At 70.7% G+C, this 20,359-nt stretch carries 21 protein-coding genes; 5 read left to right on the top strand and 16 right to left on the bottom strand.

Annotated elements, in window-relative coordinates; all coding sequences use genetic code 11:
* Window positions 1–7 precede the first annotated feature (7 nt).
* Window positions 8–766: a TIGR00730 family Rossman fold protein gene (locus R2B38_RS27630; protein ID WP_318018671.1), complete on the bottom strand. Its 759-nt coding sequence runs from the start codon at window positions 764–766 to the stop codon at window positions 8–10.
* Between the two features lie 76 nt (window positions 767–842).
* The gene (dapE, locus tag R2B38_RS27625) at window positions 843–1,922 is read right to left on the bottom strand and encodes a succinyl-diaminopimelate desuccinylase (RefSeq protein ID WP_318018670.1); all 1,080 of its coding nucleotides are present in this window, start codon (window positions 1,920–1,922) and stop codon (window positions 843–845) included.
* Between the two features lie 85 nt (window positions 1,923–2,007).
* On the opposite strand from dapE, the gene R2B38_RS27620 reads away from it, so the two are divergent.
* Both R2B38_RS27620 and R2B38_RS27615 read left to right on the top strand, forming a co-directional pair.
* On the top strand, window positions 2,008–2,985 hold the full coding sequence (locus R2B38_RS27620) for a heavy metal transporter (protein WP_318018669.1): 978 nt from the start codon (window positions 2,008–2,010) through the stop codon (window positions 2,983–2,985).
* Window positions 2,986–3,282: 297 nt separating this feature from the next.
* Window positions 3,283–3,735 carry a hypothetical protein gene (locus tag R2B38_RS27615; protein ID WP_033286804.1) on the top strand — a complete coding sequence of 151 codons (453 nt, stop codon included), beginning with the start codon at window positions 3,283–3,285 and terminating at the stop codon, window positions 3,733–3,735.
* Window positions 3,736–3,871: 136 nt separating this feature from the next.
* On the opposite strand, the gene R2B38_RS27610 is transcribed toward R2B38_RS27615, so the two are convergent.
* Complete coding sequence (locus R2B38_RS27610; RefSeq protein WP_318018668.1) at window positions 3,872–4,966, bottom strand: bifunctional succinyldiaminopimelate transaminase/glutamate-prephenate aminotransferase; 1,095 nt, start codon at window positions 4,964–4,966, stop codon at window positions 3,872–3,874.
* 119 nt (window positions 4,967–5,085) lie between these two features.
* Window positions 5,086–5,406, bottom strand: coding sequence for a ferredoxin (gene fdxA / locus R2B38_RS27605; protein WP_019058397.1), 321 nt, complete (start codon window positions 5,404–5,406; stop codon window positions 5,086–5,088).
* A 140-nt stretch (window positions 5,407–5,546) separates the two neighbouring features.
* Between fdxA and R2B38_RS27600 the strand changes: the two genes are divergently transcribed.
* Both R2B38_RS27600 and R2B38_RS27595 read left to right on the top strand, forming a co-directional pair.
* Complete coding sequence (locus tag R2B38_RS27600) at window positions 5,547–6,542, top strand: GNAT family N-acetyltransferase (RefSeq protein WP_318018667.1); 996 nt, start codon at window positions 5,547–5,549, stop codon at window positions 6,540–6,542.
* Window positions 6,539–7,381, top strand: coding sequence for a transglutaminase-like domain-containing protein (locus R2B38_RS27595; RefSeq protein ID WP_318018666.1), 843 nt, complete (start codon window positions 6,539–6,541; stop codon window positions 7,379–7,381). Before R2B38_RS27600 ends, R2B38_RS27595 begins: the two co-directional genes overlap by 4 nt.
* 131 nt (window positions 7,382–7,512) lie before the next feature.
* Here R2B38_RS27595 and R2B38_RS27590 read toward each other — a convergent pair whose 3' ends face one another.
* The 8 genes from R2B38_RS27590 to R2B38_RS27555 all read right to left on the bottom strand — a co-directional run bounded on the left by R2B38_RS27590 (window position 7,513) and on the right by R2B38_RS27555 (window position 15,419).
* Complete coding sequence (locus R2B38_RS27590) at window positions 7,513–8,127, bottom strand: response regulator transcription factor (protein ID WP_318018665.1); 615 nt, start codon at window positions 8,125–8,127, stop codon at window positions 7,513–7,515.
* Entirely contained in the window at window positions 8,124–9,338 is a 1,215-nt protein-coding gene (locus tag R2B38_RS27585) for a sensor histidine kinase (RefSeq protein WP_411978501.1), read from the bottom strand. Before R2B38_RS27585 ends, R2B38_RS27590 begins: the two co-directional genes overlap by 4 nt.
* Window positions 9,335–10,075, bottom strand: coding sequence for an ABC transporter permease (locus R2B38_RS27580; protein WP_318018664.1), 741 nt, complete (start codon window positions 10,073–10,075; stop codon window positions 9,335–9,337). Before R2B38_RS27580 ends, R2B38_RS27585 begins: the two co-directional genes overlap by 4 nt.
* Window positions 10,072–11,022 (bottom strand): ABC transporter ATP-binding protein, encoded by a 951-nt coding sequence (locus R2B38_RS27575; protein WP_318018663.1) that lies wholly within the window; start codon window positions 11,020–11,022, stop codon window positions 10,072–10,074. The genes R2B38_RS27580 and R2B38_RS27575 overlap by 4 nt, the downstream gene beginning before the upstream one ends.
* 130 nt (window positions 11,023–11,152) lie before the next feature.
* Window positions 11,153–13,777 carry a hypothetical protein gene (locus R2B38_RS27570; RefSeq protein WP_318018662.1) on the bottom strand — a complete coding sequence of 875 codons (2,625 nt, stop codon included), beginning with the start codon at window positions 13,775–13,777 and terminating at the stop codon, window positions 11,153–11,155.
* A 150-nt stretch (window positions 13,778–13,927) separates the two neighbouring features.
* Window positions 13,928–14,344 (bottom strand): DUF6113 family protein, encoded by a 417-nt coding sequence (locus R2B38_RS27565; protein ID WP_318018661.1) that lies wholly within the window; start codon window positions 14,342–14,344, stop codon window positions 13,928–13,930.
* Entirely contained in the window at window positions 14,344–15,201 is an 858-nt protein-coding gene (gene mshB, locus R2B38_RS27560) for an N-acetyl-1-D-myo-inositol-2-amino-2-deoxy-alpha-D-glucopyranoside deacetylase (RefSeq protein WP_318018660.1), read from the bottom strand. Before mshB ends, R2B38_RS27565 begins: the two co-directional genes overlap by 1 nt.
* 23 nt (window positions 15,202–15,224) lie before the next feature.
* Window positions 15,225–15,419 carry a hypothetical protein gene (locus tag R2B38_RS27555; RefSeq protein ID WP_019058412.1) on the bottom strand — a complete coding sequence of 65 codons (195 nt, stop codon included), beginning with the start codon at window positions 15,417–15,419 and terminating at the stop codon, window positions 15,225–15,227.
* A gap of 215 nt (window positions 15,420–15,634) precedes the next feature.
* Between R2B38_RS27555 and R2B38_RS27550 the strand changes: the two genes are divergently transcribed.
* The gene (locus tag R2B38_RS27550) at window positions 15,635–17,752 is read left to right on the top strand and encodes a S9 family peptidase (RefSeq protein ID WP_318018659.1); all 2,118 of its coding nucleotides are present in this window, start codon (window positions 15,635–15,637) and stop codon (window positions 17,750–17,752) included.
* A 150-nt stretch (window positions 17,753–17,902) separates the two neighbouring features.
* Here R2B38_RS27550 and R2B38_RS27545 read toward each other — a convergent pair whose 3' ends face one another.
* The 4 genes from R2B38_RS27545 to R2B38_RS27530 are packed head-to-tail and all read right to left on the bottom strand — an operon-like array spanning window position 17,903 to window position 20,357.
* Entirely contained in the window at window positions 17,903–19,012 is a 1,110-nt protein-coding gene (locus R2B38_RS27545; protein ID WP_318018658.1) for a dipeptide ABC transporter ATP-binding protein, read from the bottom strand.
* A complete protein-coding gene (locus R2B38_RS27540; RefSeq protein WP_318018657.1) occupies window positions 19,005–19,979 on the bottom strand; it encodes an ABC transporter ATP-binding protein in 975 nt (324 codons plus the stop codon). The genes R2B38_RS27545 and R2B38_RS27540 overlap by 8 nt, the downstream gene beginning before the upstream one ends.
* A gap of 8 nt (window positions 19,980–19,987) precedes the next feature.
* Window positions 19,988–20,170, bottom strand: a complete 183-nt coding sequence (locus tag R2B38_RS27535; RefSeq protein WP_318018656.1) for a hypothetical protein — start codon at window positions 20,168–20,170, stop codon at window positions 19,988–19,990.
* A gap of 4 nt (window positions 20,171–20,174) precedes the next feature.
* The gene (locus R2B38_RS27530) at window positions 20,175–20,357 is read right to left on the bottom strand and encodes a hypothetical protein (protein WP_318018655.1); all 183 of its coding nucleotides are present in this window, start codon (window positions 20,355–20,357) and stop codon (window positions 20,175–20,177) included.
* Window positions 20,358–20,359 lie beyond the last annotated feature (2 nt).

Genomic DNA, 20,359 nt, shown 5'->3' with positions numbered 1-20,359 from the left:
CTGCCTACTACCGTCCCGCTTCCTTCGACACCAGCGCGACCGCCTCGTCCACGTCGTCCGTGACATGGAACAGAAGCAGGTCCTTCTCCGACGCCTTGCCCTGGGCGATCAGCGTGTTCTTCAGCCAGTCGACCAGGCCGCCCCAATACTCGCTTCCGAAGAGGACGATCGGGAAGCGGGTGACCTTCTGGGTCTGTACGAGGGTGAGTGCCTCGAAGAGTTCGTCGAGGGTGCCGAGGCCGCCGGGGAGGACCACGAAGCCCTGGGCGTACTTGACGAACATCATCTTGCGGACGAAGAAGTAACGGAAGTTCAGCCCGATGTCGACGTAGGCGTTGAGGCCCTGTTCGAAGGGCAGCTCGATGCCGAGGCCGACGGAGATGCCCTTGGCCTCCAGGGCGCCCTTGTTGGCCGCTTCCATGGCGCCGGGGCCGCCGCCGGTGATCACGGCCCACCCGGCCTCCACGAGGGCGCGTCCGAGGCGTACGCCCGCTTCGTACTCCGGTGAGTCCGGCTTGGTGCGGGCCGAGCCGAACACGCTGATCGCGGGCGGCAGTTCGGCCAGGGTGCCGAAGCCCTCGATGAACTCCGACTGGATCCGCAGGACGCGCCACGGGTCGGTGTGGACCCAGTCCGAGGGGCCACCCGCGTCCAGGAGGCGCTGGTCGGTCGTGCTCGCGGTCACCTGGCCGCGCCGCCGGAGGACCGGTCCCAGGCGCTGCTCCTCCGGTGGCTGCTGCTTGCCCTCGGGGTTGCCTGTAGCCATGTGCGCTCCCTCCACTTGCAGGTGTTTCCACCTCAGCGTAGGTCTACGCGGGTTACAGCGGGGGGACGTACGGATGTCAGCCCGTCAGCCAGTCCACGAGCCGCCGTTCGGCCTCGGGGATCAGGGCCGCCTCGACCCGCTCGTCCACCTTGTGGGCGAGGAGCTGGGCGCCGGGGCCGTAGTTCACCGCGGGGACGCCGAGCGCGCTGAAGCGGGCCACGTCGGTCCAGCCGAACTTGGGGCGGGCCTCGCCGCCGACGGCCGCCATGAAGGCCGCGGCGGCCGGGTGGGTCAGGCCGGGGCGGGCCCCTCCGGTGTGGTCGTCCACGACGAACTCGTCGACTCCGCAGTCGGCGAAGTAGTCGCGGACGAAGGCCTCCGCCTCCTCCTCGCTGCGGTCGGGCGCATAGCGGAAGTTGACAACCAGGGTGCACGCGTCGGGGATGACGTTGGTGGCCACACCCCCTTCGACGCGCACCGCGTTGAGGCCCTCGTGGAACTGGAGGCCGTCCACGACGGGTGTGCGGGGCTCGTACGCGGCGAGCTTGGCCAGCGCCTTCGAGGCCGCGTGGATCGCGTTGGAGCCCATCCACGCGCGCGCGGAGTGCGCTCGTTCACCCTTGAACTTCAGGAACACCCGGAGCGTGCCCTGGCAGCCGCCCTCGACCTGCCCGTCCGTCGGCTCCAGGAGGACCGCGAAGTCGCCCTCCAGCCAGTCGGGGTGGGCCTCGGAGACGTGCTTGAGGCCGTTGAGGTGGGCGGCGACCTCCTCGTTGTCGTAGAAGACGAACGTCAGGTCGCGGTTGGGGGCCAACACCGTTGCCGCGATGCGGAGTTGGACCGCCACCCCGGACTTCATGTCGCAGGTGCCGCAGCCCCACAGGACGCCGTTCTCGTCGAGGCGCGAGGGGACGTTGTCGGCGATCGGGACGGTGTCGATGTGGCCCGCCAGGACGACGCGTTCCGTACGGCCGAGGTTCGTGCGGGCGACGACGTTGTTGCCGTACCGGTCGACCGTGAGGTGCGGCAGGGTGCGCAGGGCGGTCTCGATCGCGTCGGCGAGGGGCTTCTCGGTGCCGCTCTCCGAGGGGAAGTCGACGAGCTGCGCGGTGAGCCGTGCGGCGTCCAGCGTGAGGTCAAGTGCGGTGTCGGCCATGGCGCCGACCCTAACCCGAACGGCCTGCACACGAGTTATCCACACCCGGCGCAGCGGTAACAGGAGCCTCCGCTACCTTGTGGGGATGCTCCAGTCCCCCACCCCCAAGAAGCGTCGCCGTGGCCGCCTCTTCCGGTTCTCCTCGGCGCTCGTGGTGCTGCTCGCGGTCGCGGGCTATCTCGTCGTGCAGTACGTCACCGGCGGCCGGGGCGGGCCCGGTTGCAAGGTGGTCTCCGGGAAGGACGACGGCCAGCAGTACGAGTTCTCGCAGGAGCAGACGATGAACGCGGCGACGATCGCCGCCGTCGGCACCGGGCGCGGGATGCCGGAGCGGGCCGTGACGATCGCGCTCGCGACCGCCCTCCAGGAGTCGCAGCTGGTCAACATCCAGCACGGCGACCTGGATTCGCTCGGCCTGTTCCAGCAGCGGCCCTCGCAGGGCTGGGGCACCAAGAAGGAGATCCTGGACCCGACGTACGCGGCGGGCGTCTTCTACGAGCACCTGGCCAAGGTGGACGACTACCAGCAGCTGCCCCTCACCGTCGCAGCCCAGCGCGTGCAGCGCAGCGGTTTCCCGGAGGCGTACGCCAAGCACGAGCCCGAGGCCACGCTGCTGTCCGCCGCCCTCACCGGGCAGGCGGCCGCCACGCTGACCTGCCAGGGCCTCCCGGACACCACCCAGGCGGACACCGGCCCGGACGCCGTACGGGCCGCGCTGGTACGGGACTTCGGGCGCACGGTACTGAAGGAGACGGGCGCGGAGGTGACCGGCGGGTCCGCCTCCAAGGGCAAGTCGACGGCCAAGTCGACGCCGTCCCCCAGCGCGAGTGCGAGCGGCGGGAGCAGCACGGTGACCCTGCCGGTGCGGTCCGGCAGCACACGGACCGGCTGGCAGCTCGCGCACTGGGCGGTGGCCAATTCCTCGGTGCTGCACATCGAGCGCGTGTCGTACGCGGGCCGCGAGTGGGCCGCCGGCAGCGCGGACGACCCGTGGCACTCGACCGCCGCGAACGCCTCCGGCGGGGTGCGGATAGTGACCGAGCGGCAGGGCGGCCAGAAGTAGCCGCGGGGCGGTGGCCGGGCAGTCGTACGGGTCATCACCCGTACGGGTTATGCATGGCCGATGCCCGTCCGGGTGTGCTCAGGTTTTCGTGCGGTCACCCTGGCGTGCGCCAGAGTCCTTGAAAACAAAGGGCTGCGAGCATGTGGCGGGCTTTCACACCGGGCGCTCTTTGTCCGTTTTTATCCGTAGCTGATAATGCGACGCATTGCCAACTCTTTACGTTGCCGCTCCGCAACCTTCGCGCGCTTCGAGCGGTAGTCACTGCGTCCGAGCCCGGAGATCAACACAAGGAGCATCATGTCCCTCCCCCTGACCCGCCGGATCGCCCGTGCCGCGCTGCTCGTCGCAGCGGGAGCGGCAGCCGGGGTCGGTGCGGCCGGCTCCGCCAGTGCGGCCCCCTCCCTGCCGGCCACCCCGAACCTGGGCGCGTTGACCGCCCTGGACGGGGCGAGCGTCGGCAACACGGTCGACGGCGCGAGCCAGAACGTCACGGGGGTCGCCGGCAAGTCCGGTGGCCAGACGCTGGAGAAGGCGGTGCCGGCCGCAGGCAAGACCGGCGGGAAGGTTGCCAAGACCGTGGCTCCGGCTGCGCAGCATGTTGCCGGGGACACGGCTGGGCAGGCCGGGGGTCTGCTTGGTGAGACCGCGAAGACGGCGACGTCGGGTGGCGGGCTGCCTACGGACGCCGTCACCAAGGGTGGGTTGCCCACGGCGCAGGAGCTGCCGCTGAAGGGGCTGCCGCTCGGCTAATCCGGCTGCGTTTTATTGCGGCTGCGTTGAAGGGGTCCGGGGAGTTTCCCTGGACCCCTTCTTACGGTCGTTCGTCAAGTGCCAGCCGGTGGGGGCTTGTCGCGCAGTTCCCCGCGCCCCTAAAAGCAAAAGACCTTCAGCTGAGCCTGTTTACAGCTGCCTGTACTCGCTCGTCCGTTGCCGTCAAAGCCACCCTTACGAAGTTCTCGCCCGCCTCTCCGTAGAAGTCGCCCGGGGCTACGAGGATGCCCAGGTCGGCCAGGTGGGCGACGGTCTTCCAGCAGGACTCGTCCCTCGTTGCCCACAAGTAGAGGCTCGCCTCGCTGTGTTCGATGCGGAAGCCGTGCTTCAGCAAGGCCTCGCGCAGCAGCGTGCGGCGGGACACGTAGCGCTCGCGCTGTTCCTGGACGTGGGTGTCGTCCCCTAGGGCTGCCACCACTGCCGCCTGCGTCGGGGCCGAGGTCATCATGCCGCCGTGCTTGCGGATCTCCAGGAGCGGGGCGAGGACCGCGGGGTCACCGGCGAGGAAGGCCGCGCGGTAACCGGCGAGGTTCGAGCGCTTGGAGAGGGAGTGGACCGCGACGATCCCGTCGTAGGAACCGCCGTTGACGTCCGGGTGGAGGACCGAGACCGGGTCGGCCTCCCAGCCCAGTTCGAGGTAGCACTCGTCGGAGAAGACCAGGATGCCGTGCTCGCGGGCCCAGGAGACCGCGCGCTTCAGTTCGTCCTTGCCGAGCACCTTGCCGGTGGGGTTCGACGGGGAGTTGAGCCAGAGGAGCTTCAGGCCCTCGGGGGCGAGGGTCGTCGGGTCGTCGTAGGTCTCGTACTCGGCGCGGGCCAGGCGGGCGCCGACCTCGTACGTCGGGTACGCGAGGCGCGGGTAGGCCACCCGGTCGCCGGGGCCCAGGCCCAGCTGGGTCGGGAGCCAGGCGACGAGTTCCTTGGAGCCGACGATCGGCAGGACGTGGCGGTGGGTCACGTCGCGGGCGCCCAGGCGGCGCTCCACCCAGCCGGTGATCGCGTCGCGCAGTGCCGGTGTGCCCCAGACCGTCGGATAGCCGGGCGAGTCGGCCGCGCCGATGAGCGCTTTCTGGATGAGGTCGGGAACCGGGTCCACCGGGGTGCCGACCGACAGGTCGACGATGCCGTCCGGGTGCGCTGCGGCCGTCTTCTTGTACGGCTCCAGCTTGTCCCAGGGGAAGGTGGGCAGGCGGTCGGTGACTGCGGACACGGTTACTCGCTCACTTTCTTCGGTACGGCCGCCACGGCAAACGCCTCGGCCCCGTAGGGCGCTGATCGGGCGTGATCAGGCCGTACGGGACCGAGGCGGCGCCTCTGTGCGGGCCGCTCTTACTGGTTCTGCGGCGGCAGCGCGGCGACGAAGGGGTGGTCGCGCTCGATCAGGCCCAGCTTGCTGGCGCCGCCCGGGGAGCCGAGCTCGTCGAAGAACTCGACGTTGGCCTTGTAGTAGTCCTTCCACTCCTCGGGAGTGTCGTCCTCGTAGAAGATCGCCTCGACCGGGCAGACCGGCTCACAGGCTCCGCAGTCGACGCATTCGTCCGGGTGGATGTACAAGGACCGGGAGCCCTCGTAAATGCAGTCGACCGGGCACTCCTCGATGCACGCCTTGTCCTTGACGTCTACACAAGGCTGCGCGATGACGTAGGTCACGCTGTCGTTCCTCCTCGATAGGGCGCTGGCGGGCCTCCGTAGGCTCCGCCGCCAGGCGCGCTGGAGCGCGGCGTCGTCCATGCCCGCACCTAGTATCTCCGTTCCGGGGCGTGATCCATACAGGAGGGGTGAACTGACCTGTGGAAATCTCTGCGGCTGGGCGTCTTGAGGTCCGTATCACCGCTGCTGACGTGGGCAAACGGGTGTCTGTCAGGCGCTTGACAGATACCGAGGACACGACGGAGAAGTTCACCGACACGGTGGGTGTTCTCACATCATGGGACAGCGGTGTGCTGACGATCACACGGAAGGGTGGGGAGTCCGTCCGTATGTCGGAATCCTCGCTGGTCGCGGGCAAGGTCGTGCCGGCCGCTCCGGCCCGTCGGCGGGGACCGTCCGCCACCTACCCGGAGCTCGCCCATGTCTCCTCGCGCGCGTGGCGGCCGGTGGAGAGCGAGCGGCTCGGCGCGTGGGAGCTGCGCGCCGCCGCGGGATTCACCCGCCGCGCCAACTCCGTCCTGCCGCTCGGCGATCCCGGCCTGCCCCTCGACGAGGCCCTGACCGCCGTACGACGCTGGTACGGCGACCGGGGCCTGCCCGCGTACGTCCAGACCGCGACCGGCGCCGAGGGCACGCAGGAGCTGCTCTGCGCCGAGTTGGAACAGCGCGGCTGGACCCGTGAGGTCACCGCCGAGCTGTGGGTCGGTGCGCTGGCCCCAGTCGCCGACCGCGCGGACGCCTCCGGGGTCGAGCTGTCCCGGTCCGCCGACGAGGCGTGGCTGGCCCGCTATCAGCGCAAGGGGGTGAGCGAGGTGGCCCTGAAGGTGCTCGGGAGCGGGCCCTCGGTGTGGTTCGCGACCGTGCCCGGCGAGGGCGTGGAACCCGCGGCCATCGGGCGGTGTGTCGTCGACGGGCGATGGGCCGGGTTCGCCGCGGTCGAGGTGGATCCCGCGCTACGGCGGCGGGGGCTGGGGTCGGTCGTCATGGCCGCGTTGGCCTCGCGGGCGCTGGAGGAGGGGGCCTCGGCCGCGTGGCTGCAGGTCGAGGCGGAGAACGTGGGGGCGCGGGCGTTGTACTCAGGGATGGGGTTCTCCGCGCACCACGCCTATCACCACTACCGCGACGGTTCGTCGTGAACGGGTTCGGGTTCGAGTTCGCCGCGTCTTCGCCCTGCCCTCCTTCGGCTGAACGGGCCGCCGAGGTGCGGCAGTTGTTCGCCGAGGAGGCTCGGGCCGAGCGGCCCGATCTCGCGACGCTGTGTCTGCTGGTGGGGGCCGCGGCGGACGGCGGGCTGGACGACGCGGGCATCGACTCGGTGCAGGTGGAGCTGGACCGGCTGGCCGGGCAGCTGCCGTATCGCCCCGGCGGGCCCGCTGCCTGGGCGAGCGCGTTGCGCCAACTCCTGGGCGAGCGGTTCGAGTTCCGGGGTTCGCCCGGTGACTATCAGCGGCTGGAGTCCTCGTTGCTGCACGCGGTGCTACGGCGGCGGAGTGGGTTGCCGATCCTGTTGTCCGTGGTGTGGATGGAGGTTGCGCGGCGGGCGGGGGCGCCGGTGTACGGGGTCGGGTTGCCGGGGCATTTCGTGGTGGGGTTCGGGGCGGGGGACGAGCGGGTGCTGGCCGATCCGTTCGACGGGGGGCGGGTGTTGGCAGGGGGTTCGCCGGAGGCCTCGGTGTTCGCGCCCGCGGCACCGCTGGAGGTTGTCACTCGCGTTCTGAACAACATCCGGGCGTGGGCCGCGGATCGGGCCGACCGGGGTGATGTCGCCCTGTGGGCTGTGGAGTTGGCGCTGTTGCTGCCTTCGCATCCTGCGGAGTTGCGGTATGAGCGGGCTCAACTGCTCGTGCGGCGCGGGGATTTCTTGACCGGTGCGGCTGAGTTGGATGCCTACGCCGAGGTTGTCGCTGCCGTGGATGAGGCTGCTGCGGATCTGGTGCGGGGGAAGGCGCAATCGGCGCGGGCCATGTTGAACTGACCTTCGCCTATGCGCCGTTGAGATTCTGTCGTCTTGCGTCTGCGGGTGCGTCGTGGCTGGTCGCGCCCACGCGGCGGAGCCGCAAATCGATACAGCCCCGCGCCCCTAGGGGGTTGACCCCGGCCTGGGTTTTACAGCCAGCCCTTTTCCCTTGCGATGCGTACCGCCTCTGCCCTGTTCCGTACCGCCAGCTTCTGGATCGCTGTCGACAGGTAGTTGCGGACCGTGCCCTGGGACAGGTGGAGGGCCGTCGCCAGTTCCGCGTTCGTCGAGCCGTCCGCCGCCGCGCGCAGTACTTCCCGCTCGCGATCGGTCAACGGGTTGGCGCCCTCCGCCAGGGCCGCTGCCGCGAGGGTGGGGTCGATGACCCGCTCACCGGCGAGTACCTTCCGTACCGCTGCCGCCAGTTGGGCCGCCGGGGCGTCCTTCACGAGGAAGGCGTCCGCTCCCGCCTCCATCGCGCTGCGGAGGTAGCCGGGGCGGCCGAAGGTCGTCAGGACCACCAGCTTCACCTCGGGGAGTGCCTTGTGGACCTGGGCCGCCGCCTCGATGCCCGTGCAGCCCGGCATCTCGATGTCGAGGAGGGCCACGTCCACGGCGTGTTGCCGGGCCGCCTCCAACACCTCGTCGCCGCGGGCGACTTGGGCGACGACCTCGATGTCGTCCTCCAGGCCGAGGAGTGCGGCCAGTGCCTCGCGGACCATCGACTGGTCCTCGGCGAGGAGGACCTTGATCGTGCGGCTCATGCGGGCGATCCTACGTCCGTCACAGCGGCCGGGGCGTCGGCGGGCACCCGTGCCACCAGCCGGAAGCCGTGTTTGAGGCGGGTCGTCTCCAGGGAGCCGCCGGCCTTCTCCAGGCGCTCGGTGAGGCCGGTCAGACCGTTGCCGGGGCCCTTGCCGGAGCCGCCCGAGCCGTTGTCCTCGACGGAGAGTTCCAGCATCGGGCCGTCCAGCGTCTGGCGTCGGACCAGTTCGACCACGCAGCGCTGGGCGCCGCTGTGTCGTACGACGTTGGTGATCGCCTCGCGCAGGGCCCAGGCGAGGGCCGACTCGCTGTCCTCGGCCACCGTCGTCAGGTCCGGTTCCGCCGGGAGGTCCGCGATGACTCCCGCCGCCGTCAACGCGACCTGCGCGCCCGCCAGTTCGCCGGCCAGACGGGGACGGCGATAGCCGGTGACCGCCTCGCGGACGTCCACCAGGGCCTGGCGGCTGACCTGTTCGATGTCGGCGACCTGCTGGGCCGCCTTGTCGGGGTGGTCGGGGAGCATCCGACCGGCCAGTTCGCTCTTCAGGGTGATCAGGGAGAGGGAGTGGCCGAGCAGGTCGTGGAGGTCTCGGGCCAGCCTCAATCTCTCCTCGTTCGCCGCCAGTTGGGCGACTGTGGCCCGCGCCTTGCGCAATTCGACCGTCGTGCGCACCAGTTGCCGTACGCCCGTCATGGAGTAGCCCACCAGCAGCACGATCAGGAACAGGCCCCAGGCGTCGTCCAGGTCGTCGACGAACCAGCCCGCCAGCATCATCGCGGCGGTGGTCAGCGGGATCGTCCAGTACGCGGCGGTCAGCGGGAGGGTGACGCCGCAGGTGACGGAGACGTAGACGAAGAGGCCGAGCCAGGGGTGGCCGAGGGAGACGGTCAGGACCACCGCCAGTACCCACAGGACGGCGACCATGGCGCCGACGAGCCAGCCTGAGTAGGGGCGGCCCATGGTGCGGAAGACGACGGCCAGGTAGATCGCGGTGAAGGCCACCAGGCCCGCCCAGCCGGCCGTCGTGGCCGCGGTGGTGTGGTGGTCGGCCAGCAGGTCCTGCACCGGCGCTCCGAGGAAGACCAGCCAGGGCAGGATCCACACCAGCTTGCGCAGCACCTCGCCCCGGTCGCGGGGCGGCTGTCCGATCCGGATCAGCCGCTCCATCCGGGCCTTCTCCGGCAGCGGGTCCTCGGTCATCGCGCTCACGCCTTCAGCGTGTCCTTCCGGTACAGCCACGCCGCCCCGCCCGCGAACAGGGCGAAGTAGACGACGAGGAGGGTGACGTCCTTGGCGTGGGGCGAGTGGCTCTGCTCGATCGCCTGCCCCAGCGCAGCGTACGCGTGGGTGGGCAGCCACTTCGCGATGGACTGCAGCCAGTCGGGGAACGTCGTGGCGGGCATCCACAGGCCGCCCAGCATCGACAGTCCGAAGTACGTGATCATCGTGATCGGGCGGACCGCGTCCCCGCTCGCCATGTACCCGATGGCCACCCCGAGCGCCGCGAAGACCAGGCTCCCGGCCCAGATCGCGCCGGTCAGCGCGAGCCACTGCCAGGCCTCCAGCCGTACGTCCTTCACGGTCGCGGCGACGATGAAGACGACGATGATGGAGGGCAGGCTGACCACGGCGGCGCTGGCCGTCTTCGCGATCACATAGCCGCGCCCGGGCAGTGTGGTGAGCCTCAACTGCCGTACCCAGCCGCTCTCCCGCTCCTTCGCGATGCGCTCGCTGTTGCCCATCAGGACGGCGGTCAGGGCGCCGAAGGAGGCCATCGAGACCATCATGTACGTCGCAACCGTCAGGCCCGTGCCGTCGATCTTGTCCGTGCCGCCCGCGCTGCCCGCGATCAGCAGGAACAGGGCCGAGGGGTAGATCACCGAGAAGAACAGGAACTTGCGGTTGCGCAGGGCGCGGGTGAGTTCCAGTTTGATCAGGCTGTTCATGACTGCTTGGCCTCCTCGGCGGCGGTGATGGCGACGAAGGCCTGCTCCAGGCCGAGCCCGGCGACTTCGAGGTTGCGGGGGTAGACACCGAGGCCGTAGAGCGCGTGGACGGTCGCGTCGGCGTCGGTGGACTGGATGCGGATCGTGGAGCCGGTGCCCGCGGCGGAGCCGCTATGAGACACAGTGATGCTGGTGAGGAAGGGGAGGGACCTCAGCGGGGTCTCGTCGATCTCACCCTCCAGGTCGAAGGCGACCTTGCGGGCGCCTGCCTTCGCCTTGATCTCGGCGGCGGTGCCGTCCGCGAGCAGGCGGCCGCGGTGCAGGACCAGGACGCGGTCCGCGATGGCGTCGGCCTCTTCGAGGTAGTGGGTGGCGAAGAGGACCGTACGGCCCTGGTCGGCCTGTTCGCGCATGGTCGCCCAGAAGGCCTGGCGGGCGGTGACGTCCATGCCGGTGGTCGGCTCGTCGAGGACGATCAGGTCGCTGTCGCCCGCGGTCGCGAGGGCGAAGCGGACGCGCTGGGCCTGGCCGCCGGAGAGCTTGTTGACCTTGCGGTCGGCGATCTGCGCGATGCCCGCACGGGCGATCACGTCGGCGACCTTGTACGGCTTGGGGTGCAGGTCGCAGGCCAGCCTGACCAGTTCGGCGACCGTGACCTCGTCCATCAGCCCGCCGCTCTGCAGCATCGCGCCCACCCGCCCGGCGACGATGGCGTCCCGCGGGCTGGTCCCGAAGACCTCGACCTTGCCGGTGTCGGCCTGCTTGAGGCCGAGCAGCAGATCGAGGGTGGTCGACTTCCCGGCCCCGTTCGGCCCCAGCAGGGCCACCGTCTCCCCCGGGTGCAGCACGAGCGACAGCCCGTCCACGGCCCGGACCTCGCCGTAGCTCTTGCTCACCTGGTCGAACCCGACCACCGCTGTGGTGGCGGTCCCCGCTGTTGTCGTCATGCCACCCATCGTGGCGGCCGGGGGCCGGTGCCCGGCAGTGTCGGCGGTCCGGTGTGCCGCATGACAGATGTCATACGACGAGAGGGCCACCCGGCGCCGGTGCCGGGTGGCCCTCTCGTGCGGTCGTGCGCTAGCTGGGGTCGGTGTCGATGACGGCGACCCGGTCGGTCGTGCTGGTCAGGGCCTGGCGCAGCGCGAGGTAGACGTCCTGCGGTGTGACGGCGGTCTTCTTGCCGTTGGCCCGGGTGATCAGCACGCCGTCGAAGGTCTGGCCGTACAGCTCCTTCAGGGCGGTCAGGTCGGGCTTGTCGACCAGCTTGCCGTTGACGGCCGTCACCCTGAGGAACTTCCACAGCGAGTTCTGCGGGCTCAGGGGGACCGAGTGCGCCGCGTCGGTCTGGACGGTGACCTTCGCGGACATGGCCGGCTTGGCGAACGCCTTCATCTCGCGGTCGACCTCGGCGTTCGAGACCGTCGGCTGCTTGGTGGTCGTCGGCACGGTCACCGGGGTGGCCGTGCCGGTCTCCACCTCGGTGCGGTACGCCTCCTCGACGGCCTGGGTGGACGCGGCCGCGTCGATGGCCTTGCCCGCCTTGCCGTAGACGGCGACGGCCTTGCCGGAGGTGAACTGGATCGTGCCCTCGGTGACCGCGCCGGAGCCGGAGCCGCCGCCGAGGTCGGAGAGGGCGGCGGCGAGCTTCTCCTCGTCGACCGGCATGACCGGGGCGACGACCCGGTGCTGGCCGAAGAGCGAGCCGATCACGGAGACCGGGTTGTAGTCGCTGGTGGCGGCCGCGCTGACCGTGGCCGCGGTGTCGAACTGGAGCCCCGCCTGGTCCGGCTTGAGCGAGACCGTCTTGCCGCCGACCGACAGCTTCAGCGGCTTGTCCACGCGGTCGCCGAACGCCTCGTCGAGCTTCTTGACGGCGTCGTCACGGGTGCTGCCGCCGATGTCGACGCCGAGCACGGTGGTGCCCTTGGGCACGTCGGTGTGGTTCATCAGCAGGCCCGCGCAGTAGGCGCCGCCGCCGATGACGAGCACGCCGACGCAGAGCAGGACCAGCTTGCTGCGGCCCTTCTTCTTTTTCTTGGCGCTCTTGCCGGTGCTCTTGGCCGCGGCGGGCGCGCTCTGCGCCGCACCGGGCTCGGGCAGCTTCGGAGGCGTGTGCGGCAGCGGTCCGTCGGGGTGGGTGCCCGGGCCGAACGGCGAGGTGCCGTTGCCGGGGATCACCGGCATGCCGCTGGTGACGGTGTGTCCGGAGACCTGGTCGGCGGGGGCGCCGTAGCCGGGGCCACCGGGTTCGGGGGCCGGCTTCTGCGGGGTGAGGATCGCGGTGTCGTCGCTGAGACCACCGCCGGGGATCATGCCGGGGATGCTCGCGCCGCCGGGGACCGTGCCCGGGCCGCCGGGGCCCGTGCCGGGACCGCCGGGGACCGTACCCGGACCGCCGGAGACCGTGCCGGGACCGCCGGGACCACCAGGACCCGTGCCAGGACCGCCAGGGCCCCTGCCGCGACCGCCGCCGTGCCGGCCGGAACCCGCACCCGGAGCGCCGGGACCGCCGGGGCCACCGGCGCCGTTCGTGCCGCCCGCTCCAGGCCCGTCCGCGTAACCGCTCAGCGTGCTGGGCGCGCCCGGTGCTCCGCCCATGGGGCCGGGCGGGAGCATCAGGCCGTTGCCGGTGACCGGACCGCCGGTCGGGCCCGCGGGGCCCTCGGGACCGCCCTGGCCGCCGCGTCCGTTCGGGCCGTTGAAACCGTTGGGTCCGCCCGGACCACCGGGAGCGCCCGGGCCGCCGGGACCCATGCCCTGGCCGTTCGGGCCGGGGAACTGCTCGGCCCGCCCGCCGGGACCACTGCCCCCGGGGAAACCGCCCTGTCCGCCCTGTCCACCCTGGCCGTTGGGCTCGGGGTAACCACCTTGTCCGCCCTGGCCGTTGGGCCCGGGGTAACCACCTTGTCCGCCCTGGCCGTTGTCCGAGAAGTACGGCAGGTCGTCGCGGCGCGGTTCGGCGGGGCCGCCGTTGGGGCCGCCGTTGGGTCCGCCGCCGTTCGGGCGCGGTCCGTTTCCGGCCGCCAGGGCTTCCGTCACGTCGAAGGAACCCGTGCCGCCACCGTGTCCGGGGGCGACGGGTCCGGCTCCGGTGGCGCCGCCGATTCCGGCGCCGTTCGTGCCGCCGTTCGCTGCGGCCTGCCGGACGGCGCCCGTCACGCTCATGCCGCCGACCACACCACCGGGACGACCGGCACCCGGCCGGCCCGCACCGGGGGCACCGGCAGCGGGCGCACTCGGAGTGCCCGCGGCCGAACCACCCGGAATTCCGGCGCCGTTGGTGCCGCCACCGCCCTGACCGCCCTTCGCGGGGCCGGACTTGCGGGGTGCGAACCAGTCGCTGGTCTTCTCCTCGGCGCCGGGCAGCGCGAGTTCGGCGGACGGCTCGGCGACCCCGGCCGTGGGCAGCGCGGAACTCGGCAGCTGCACCTCGGCGGTCGTGGATCCGTCGCCGGACCCGGCGTCCGCGACGGGCGTGCGCACGACGACAGGCGGAATGGGCCGCGAACCGGGGATGTTGATCCGGATCCGGGTCGTCAGCGTCGTCTCGGTCTTGCGTTCCTCCGGCTGCGCGGCCGAACGCCCCGCATCCGTACGGTCGTCGGAAGCCGCGGGCGTCCCGTACGGCGGGGTCCCCGAGGGGTAAGCGGCTCCGCCGCGCCCGTCGGGCCCGGAGGACGGAGTGTCAGTTTCACGACTCAAGGCAGGTTCTCCCGGTTGGCTCCGCCGCCCGACACCCACGGGCGACTCGGCGGCGCGCACCACCATACTGGCCACTTCTTGGCGGTATCCCACGGCCGCTGGGGAAACCCACACCGGACTCGCACGCGCGCGTCACCGCGAAGTGGTACGTCACTTGCCAAGTCGGACGTCAGGGCTGCTTGGTTGCCGCCCCAAACCCAACGTGGCACAGATCACAGCTACGGCCATCCCGCCGAGCAGGAACAGATAGGAACCGACACCCGCGCCGAACAGGAAGTCACCTTCCGGGCGGCTGGCGGTGAGCAGGATGACGGCGACCATCCAGCCGGCGGCGGGCGCCACGGCCCCGCCCCGTCCTTCGGTCGCTCTCGCCCCGCCGAGAAAGAGTCCGCCCGCGCCCACGAGCGCGAGCAGCAGCCCCCCGGGGAACCACGCGGCCTGCACCAGCGCCCCCGCCGCCCCGACGACAGCGCCGAGTACGAAGAGCCCGAGGTAGGCCAACACCCGCACCCCGGACGGCCGTTGCAGCGGCTGCGCGAGCAGACTGCCGCCGTTGGTGGAGCTCATCACAGGCCCAGCCCTTCGAAGAGGTCGGTCTCGGGCGCCCCACCGGGTACCCCGTGGACCAACTCGTAGTACTCGGTGGTGAACACCGGCTGCGCGAGGTCGTTCGACAGCGCGAAGTACGGTGCGTCCGGGGCCACTTCGACCTGCGTGGCGTGCGCGCGCAACGCGGCGGCCTTGGCGGCGGCGTACGCGGTGCCGTCGATCACGCTGGTGATCCGCCCGTCGTCGACGACACCCGGCACGTCGTCCACGGCGGCCGTCTCGGCGAAGGGCAGCTCCGGCAGCGCGTCCCGCAGCCGCGCGAAACCTTCTTCCACGACGGTCCTCGGGACGCGGTTCCAGTAGACCTTGGCGATCGACTGCCCGGCGTCGGCGGCGAGTTCGGCCGCGCGCATGGCGACACGGTGGGCCTGGATGTGATCGGGGTGGCCGTAGCCGCCGTCGGGGTCGTAGGTGACGAGGACCTGCGGACGCACTTCACGGATCACCTCGACGAGATGTCCGGCGGCCTCGTCGACGTCGGCCCGCCAGAAACAGCCGGGGTCGTCGTTGTCCGAGGTACCCATCATCCCGGAGTCGCGGTATCTGCCGGAGCCGCCCAGGAAGCCGTGGTCCGTGACCCCGAGCGCCTTCATGGCGGCGGTGAGCTCGCGCTCCCGCTCCTCGGCCAGTCCGGCGCCCGACAGATGCCGCAGCGCGGGCGGGATGACCTCGCCGCGCTCTCCGAGGGTGCACGTGATCAGCGTCACGTGGGCACCCTCGGCCGCGTACTTGGCCATCGTCGCGCCGTTGTTGATCGACTCGTCGTCCGGGTGCGCGTGCACCAGCAGCAGACGACGGCCGGGCAGTTCCGTCATGGACCCACCCTAAAGGCGAGCCGTCAGAACTTGATGCTGCCGATCATGCTCGCGATGTTCGTCGTGAGATCGCTGATCGTGGGCGCGATGGTCGAGGAGGCCAGATAGAACCCCAGGAGGACACAGACGACCGCGTGCCCGCCCTTCAGCCCTGATTTCTTGACCAGAAGGAAGACGACGATCGCCAGCAGCACCACCGCCGAAATCGAGAGTGCCACGGCGGCTCACCTCCAATGATCCCAGGGACTAGGGGGGTCGGACTATGGGGGCAATGGATCCATGGGGTGGATCCCTAGCGCAAATCGGTAGAGCAAATCCATACAGGAGCCAGCAGGTTCATACCCACGCAGCGCTAGTGATCATAACTATCCGCGCTCGCGCATCGCTCGGCGCACAGCCGCACAAGGGGGCGCATGGCCAATATGGTCGGGGCATGACGACCGAGGCTGACTCCTTCCCCCGACGGCACGCCCGTACCCAGCGGTTCACGCTCGGCGCGCCGCGCGCGTTCACCGTGTCACCTGACGGTTCCCGGGTCGTGTTCCTGCGCTCCCCGTCCGGCACGGACCGGGCGAACGCGCTCTGGGTCCTCGATCCGGCGGCCGGCGAGGAGCGCGTGGCGGCCGACCCGCGCGCCCTCCTGGGCGGCGCCTCGGAACACCTCTCCCCCGAGGAGCGGGCCCGCCGCGAACGCACCCGCGAGGGCGGCGCGGGGATCATCGGCTACGCCACCGACAGCGAGGCCGAGTTGGCGTCTTTCGCCTTGTCAGGGCGGCTTTTCACGGCCGGGCTGCGGGACGGTACGGCACGCGAACTCCCGGTCCCGGGACCGGTGATCGACCCCCGCCCCTCCCCCGACGGACAGCACATCGCCTACGTCACGGGCGGCGCCCTGCGCGTCGTGGGAGCCGACGGTGACGGCGACCGCGCGCTCGCCGAGCCGGAGTCGGACCAAGTCACCTATGGATTGGCTGAGTTCATCGCGGCCGAGGAGATGAGCCGGACGCGCGGCTTCTGGTGGTCGCCGGAGTCGGACCGGCTGCTGGTCGCGCGCGCGGACGACACGCCGGTCCAGCGCTGGTGGATCGCCGACCCGGCCCACCCCGAGCGCGAGCCGCAGCGGGTCGCGTACCCGGCGGCCGGCACGGCCAACGCGGACGTGCGGCTGTACGTGATCGGGCTCGACGGGACGCGCACGGAGGTCGTCTGGGACCGCGCCCGGTACCCGTATCTGGCGCGAGTGCACTGGTCAGCGGCGGGTGCGCCGCTGCTGCTCGTGCAGGCCCGGAACCAGCGCAGCCAGCTGTTCCTCGCCGTGGAGCCCGACTCGGGGGCGACCCGGATGGTGCATGCCGACGAAGATCCAGTTTGGCTTGATCTTTTCCCTGGCGTGCCGTGCTGGAGCCCTTCGGGACGGCTCGTGCGGATCGCCGACGAGGGTGGCGCCCGGGTGCTCGCGGTGGGTGAACGCCTGCTCACAGGACCGCAGTTGCACGTCCGCGCGGTGCTGGACGTCTCCGACGACCACGTGTTGATCTCGGCGTCGGCGGGCGAGGACGCGCCGACCCCGGAGACCGGCGAGGTGCACGTCTACCGCGTCAACGAGCTCGGCCTGGAGCGCCTCTCGCAGGAGCCCGGCGTGCACTCGGCGGTCCGCGCCGGGGGCGTGACCGTGCTGATCTCGGCGGTACCGGACCGACCGGGCACCCAGGTCCAGGTGCTGCGCGTGGGCAAGAAGACCGTGCCGATCGCGTCGTACGCCGAAGATCCCGGTCTGTCCCCGCGCATCACGTTCACCGAGGGGGGCGCACGGCGCGTCCCGTGCGCCCTGCTTATGCCACAGGACTACGACGGCAGCAGTCCCCTTCCGGTTTTGATGGACCCCTACGGCGGTCCGCACGGCCCGCGCGTGGTCGCCGCGCACAACGCCCACCTCACCTCGCAGTGGTTCGCCGACCAGGGTTTCGCGGTCCTCGTCGCCGACGGGCGCGGCACCCCCGGCCGCTCACCGGCCTGGGAGAAGGCGATCCACCGCGACTTCACACTCTCCCTCGACGACCAGATCGACGCCCTCCAGGACCTCGCGAAGTCGCATCCGCTGGACCTCTCCCGGGTGGCCATCCGCGGCTGGTCGTACGGGGGTTGGCTCGCAGGGCTGGCCCTACTCCGCCGCCCGGACGTCTTCCACGCGGGCATCGCGGGCGCCCCGGTCACCGACTGGCGGCTCTACGACACCCACTACACGGAGCGGTACCTGGGCGACCCGGCCAAGGACCCGGAGTCGTACGCGAAGAGCAGTCTGGTGACGGACGACGGGCTGTCGGCGCCCGCCGACCCGCAGCGCCCGCTGATGGTCGTGCACGGCCTCGCGGACGACAACGTGGTGGTCGCGCACTCCCTGCGGCTGTCCTCCGCGCTGCTGGCCGCCGGCCGCCCGCACGAGGTGCTGCCGTTGTCGGGCGTCACGCACATGACCCCGCAGGAGCAGGTCGCGGAGAACCTCCTGCTGCTCCAAGTGGACTTCCTGAAGCGGGCGTTGGGCCTGGCCTAGGTACGGCAACGGACCGGGGCGACATGGCGCGCCCCGGTCCGTTTACGGCACCCGCACGGCCGTACGTCACTCAGGTTGACGCGTCCGTATATCGAGACCGGGTCGGCGGAGTTGCCTGCGTGTTAACGCGGTTGATGCCTGTTTGTGGTGTTATTCCGCCCCATCCGCAAGATCGTCCGGGGTCGCTTCGGGGGGCGCTTCCAGGGTTTCCTGCTGGTTTTCTTCCTGGGGTACGACCGTCTTCTCCTCGGCGAAGTGACAGGCCGAGTCGTGTGCGGCGGGCCCGCTCGCGAGCCGGAACTCGGCCGGTACCGCGAGCAGCGGCACCTCCAGTGAGCAGCGCTCCTGCGCCTTCCAGCAGCGGGTGCGGAAGCGGCACCCGGAGGGGATGTTCGTCGGCGACGGCACGTCACCCGCGAGGATGATCCGCTCCCGGTGCTCGCGCGCGTCCGGGTCGGGCACGGGCACGGCGGACAGCAGCGCCTGGGTGTACGGGTGCGTCGGGTGGTCGTAGATCTCCTCGTCCTTGCCGATCTCCACGATCCGGCCGAGGTACATGACCCCGACCCGGTCCGAGATGTGCCGGACGATCGACAGGTCGTGCGCGATGAAGATGTAGGAGAGGTCGAACTCGTCCTGGAGGCGGTCGAGGAGGTTGATGACCTGGGCCTGGACGGAGACGTCGAGCGCGGAGACGGGTTCGTCGGCGACGATCACCTCGGGGCGGAGCGCCAACCCCCGTGCGATACCGATGCGTTGGCGCTGGCCGCCGGAGAACTGGTGCGGATACCGGTTGATGTACTCGGGGTTGAGCCCGACCACGTCCAGCAGATCCTGAACCCGCTTGCGCCGGTCGCCCTTTGGCGCGACTTCAGGGTGGATCTCGTACGGCTCCCCGATGATGTCGCCCACCGTCATACGGGGGTTGAGGGAGGTGTACGGGTCCTGGAACACCATCTGGATGTTGCGTCGCGCGGCCTTCAGTTCCTTGCCGGACATCTTGCTGATGTCCTCGCCCTTGAACTTGATCGACCCTTCGGTCGGCCGCTCCAGGTTGACCAGCATCTTGGCGACGGTTGATTTACCGCAGCCGGACTCGCCCACGATGCCGAGGGTCTCTCCCCTGTTGAGCGTGAAGTCCACCCCGTCGACGGCCTTGACGGCACCGACCTGCTTCTTGAAGAGGATGCCCTGGGTCAAGGGGTAGTGCTTGACGAGCCCTTCAACCTCCAGGATCGGCTCAACCGTTGACTCAACCATTGAGGCACTCCCTCCAGAAGTGGCAGGCGCTGCCCCGGTGTTGATCCACCTCGTACAGCTCGGGTTCGTCGGTCTGGCACACGTCCTGGGCCATCGGACAGCGGGGGTTGAAGGCGCAACCGGGCGGGATGTGCATCAGGTTCGGCGGCAGGCCCTTGATGGCGTAGAGCTCCTGGCCCTTCTGGTCCAGCCGCGGGATGGAGTCCAACAGGCCGCGCGTGTACGGGTGGGCCGGGGCCTTGTAGATGTCGTGGACCGGGGCCGACTCGACGATCCGGCCCGCGTACATCACGGCGATCTTGTCGGCGACGTCGGCGACGACTCCGAGGTCGTGGGTGATGAGGATGAGCCCCATGTGCAGCTCGCGCTGCAACTCGGCCAGCAGGTCCATGACTTGGGCCTGGACGGTGACGTCGAGGGCGGTGGTGGGTTCGTCGGCGATGATGAGCGCGGGCTCCAGGGCGAGCGCCATGGCGATCATGATGCGCTGGCGCATACCGCCGGAGAACTGGTGCGGATAGTCCCGGACGCGCTGCGCGGCACCCGGGATCCGCACCCGGTCCATCAGCTCGACCGCCTTGGTGCGCGCGTCCTTCCGGGACATCCCCCGGTGCACGATGAACATCTCGCCGAGCTGGTCGCCCACGGAGAGCACGGGGTTGAGCGAGGACAGCGCGTCCTGGAAGATCATCGCCATCTCGGCGCCGCGGACCTTGCGCCGCTCTTCCTCTTTGAACTTCAGCAGGTCCTTGCCCCGGAAGAGGATCTCCCCGCCGGTGATCTTCCCCGGCGGGGCATCGAGGATCCCCATCACGGCCTGCGCGGTCACGGACTTCCCGGACCCCGACTCCCCCAGCACGGCGAGGGTCTCCCCCTCGTCCACGCTGTAGTTGACTCCGTTGACGGCCTTGGCGACCCCGTCCCTGGTCCTGAACTCCACGTGCAGGTCCCGCACTTCGAGCAGCATGACGCCGGTCACCTCAGCTTCGGGTCGAGGGCGTCGCGGGTCGCGTCGCCGGGCAGGAAGAACGCGGGCACGGCGACCGCCGGGCGCGGGGGGCCAGGGACACCGGACGGGCAGGGCGGTCCCGGGACCCCAGGAGCGGCCGGCTCACCCCGCGACTCCCGCCGCAGACCACGCACTTCCAGCGTCAGCACGCCGTCACCTCAGCTTCGGGTCGAGGGCGTCGCGCACCGCGTCGCCGGGCAGGAAGAACGCGGACACGGCGACCGCCGGGCGCGGGGGGCCAGGGACACCGGACGGGCAGGGCGGTCCCGGGACCCCCGGAGCGACCGGCTCACCCCGCGACTCCCGCCGCAGACCACGCACTTCCAGCGTCAGCACGC

The organism is Streptomyces sp. N50 (assembly GCF_033335955.1).
In the GTDB taxonomy this organism is placed as follows: Bacteria; Actinomycetota; Actinomycetes; order Streptomycetales; family Streptomycetaceae; genus Streptomyces.
This window is presented reverse-complemented; position numbering and strand designations above follow the sequence as displayed.

What these genes read in the sequence shown, in the direction of transcription:
- R2B38_RS27630 (WP_318018671.1), bottom strand. Translation starts at nt 766, where the DNA reads ATGGCTACAGGCAACCCCGAGGGCAAGCAGCAGCCACCGGAGGAGCAG.
- dapE (WP_318018670.1), bottom strand. Translation starts at nt 1,922, where the DNA reads ATGGCCGACACCGCACTTGACCTCACGCTGGACGCCGCACGGCTCACC.
- R2B38_RS27620 (WP_318018669.1), top strand. Translation starts at nt 2,008, where the DNA reads ATGCTCCAGTCCCCCACCCCCAAGAAGCGTCGCCGTGGCCGCCTCTTC.
- R2B38_RS27615 (WP_033286804.1), top strand. Translation starts at nt 3,283, where the DNA reads ATGTCCCTCCCCCTGACCCGCCGGATCGCCCGTGCCGCGCTGCTCGTC.
- R2B38_RS27590 (WP_318018665.1), bottom strand. Translation starts at nt 8,127, where the DNA reads ATGAGCCGCACGATCAAGGTCCTCCTCGCCGAGGACCAGTCGATGGTC.
- R2B38_RS27580 (WP_318018664.1), bottom strand. Translation starts at nt 10,075, where the DNA reads ATGAACAGCCTGATCAAACTGGAACTCACCCGCGCCCTGCGCAACCGC.
- R2B38_RS27575 (WP_318018663.1), bottom strand. Translation starts at nt 11,022, where the DNA reads ATGACGACAACAGCGGGGACCGCCACCACAGCGGTGGTCGGGTTCGAC.
- R2B38_RS27565 (WP_318018661.1), bottom strand. Translation starts at nt 14,344, where the DNA reads ATGAGCTCCACCAACGGCGGCAGTCTGCTCGCGCAGCCGCTGCAACGG.
- mshB (WP_318018660.1), bottom strand. Translation starts at nt 15,201, where the DNA reads ATGACGGAACTGCCCGGCCGTCGTCTGCTGCTGGTGCACGCGCACCCG.
- R2B38_RS27550 (WP_318018659.1), top strand. Translation starts at nt 15,635, where the DNA reads ATGACGACCGAGGCTGACTCCTTCCCCCGACGGCACGCCCGTACCCAG.
- R2B38_RS27545 (WP_318018658.1), bottom strand. Translation starts at nt 19,012, where the DNA reads ATGGTTGAGTCAACGGTTGAGCCGATCCTGGAGGTTGAAGGGCTCGTC.
- R2B38_RS27540 (WP_318018657.1), bottom strand. Translation starts at nt 19,979, where the DNA reads ATGCTGCTCGAAGTGCGGGACCTGCACGTGGAGTTCAGGACCAGGGAC.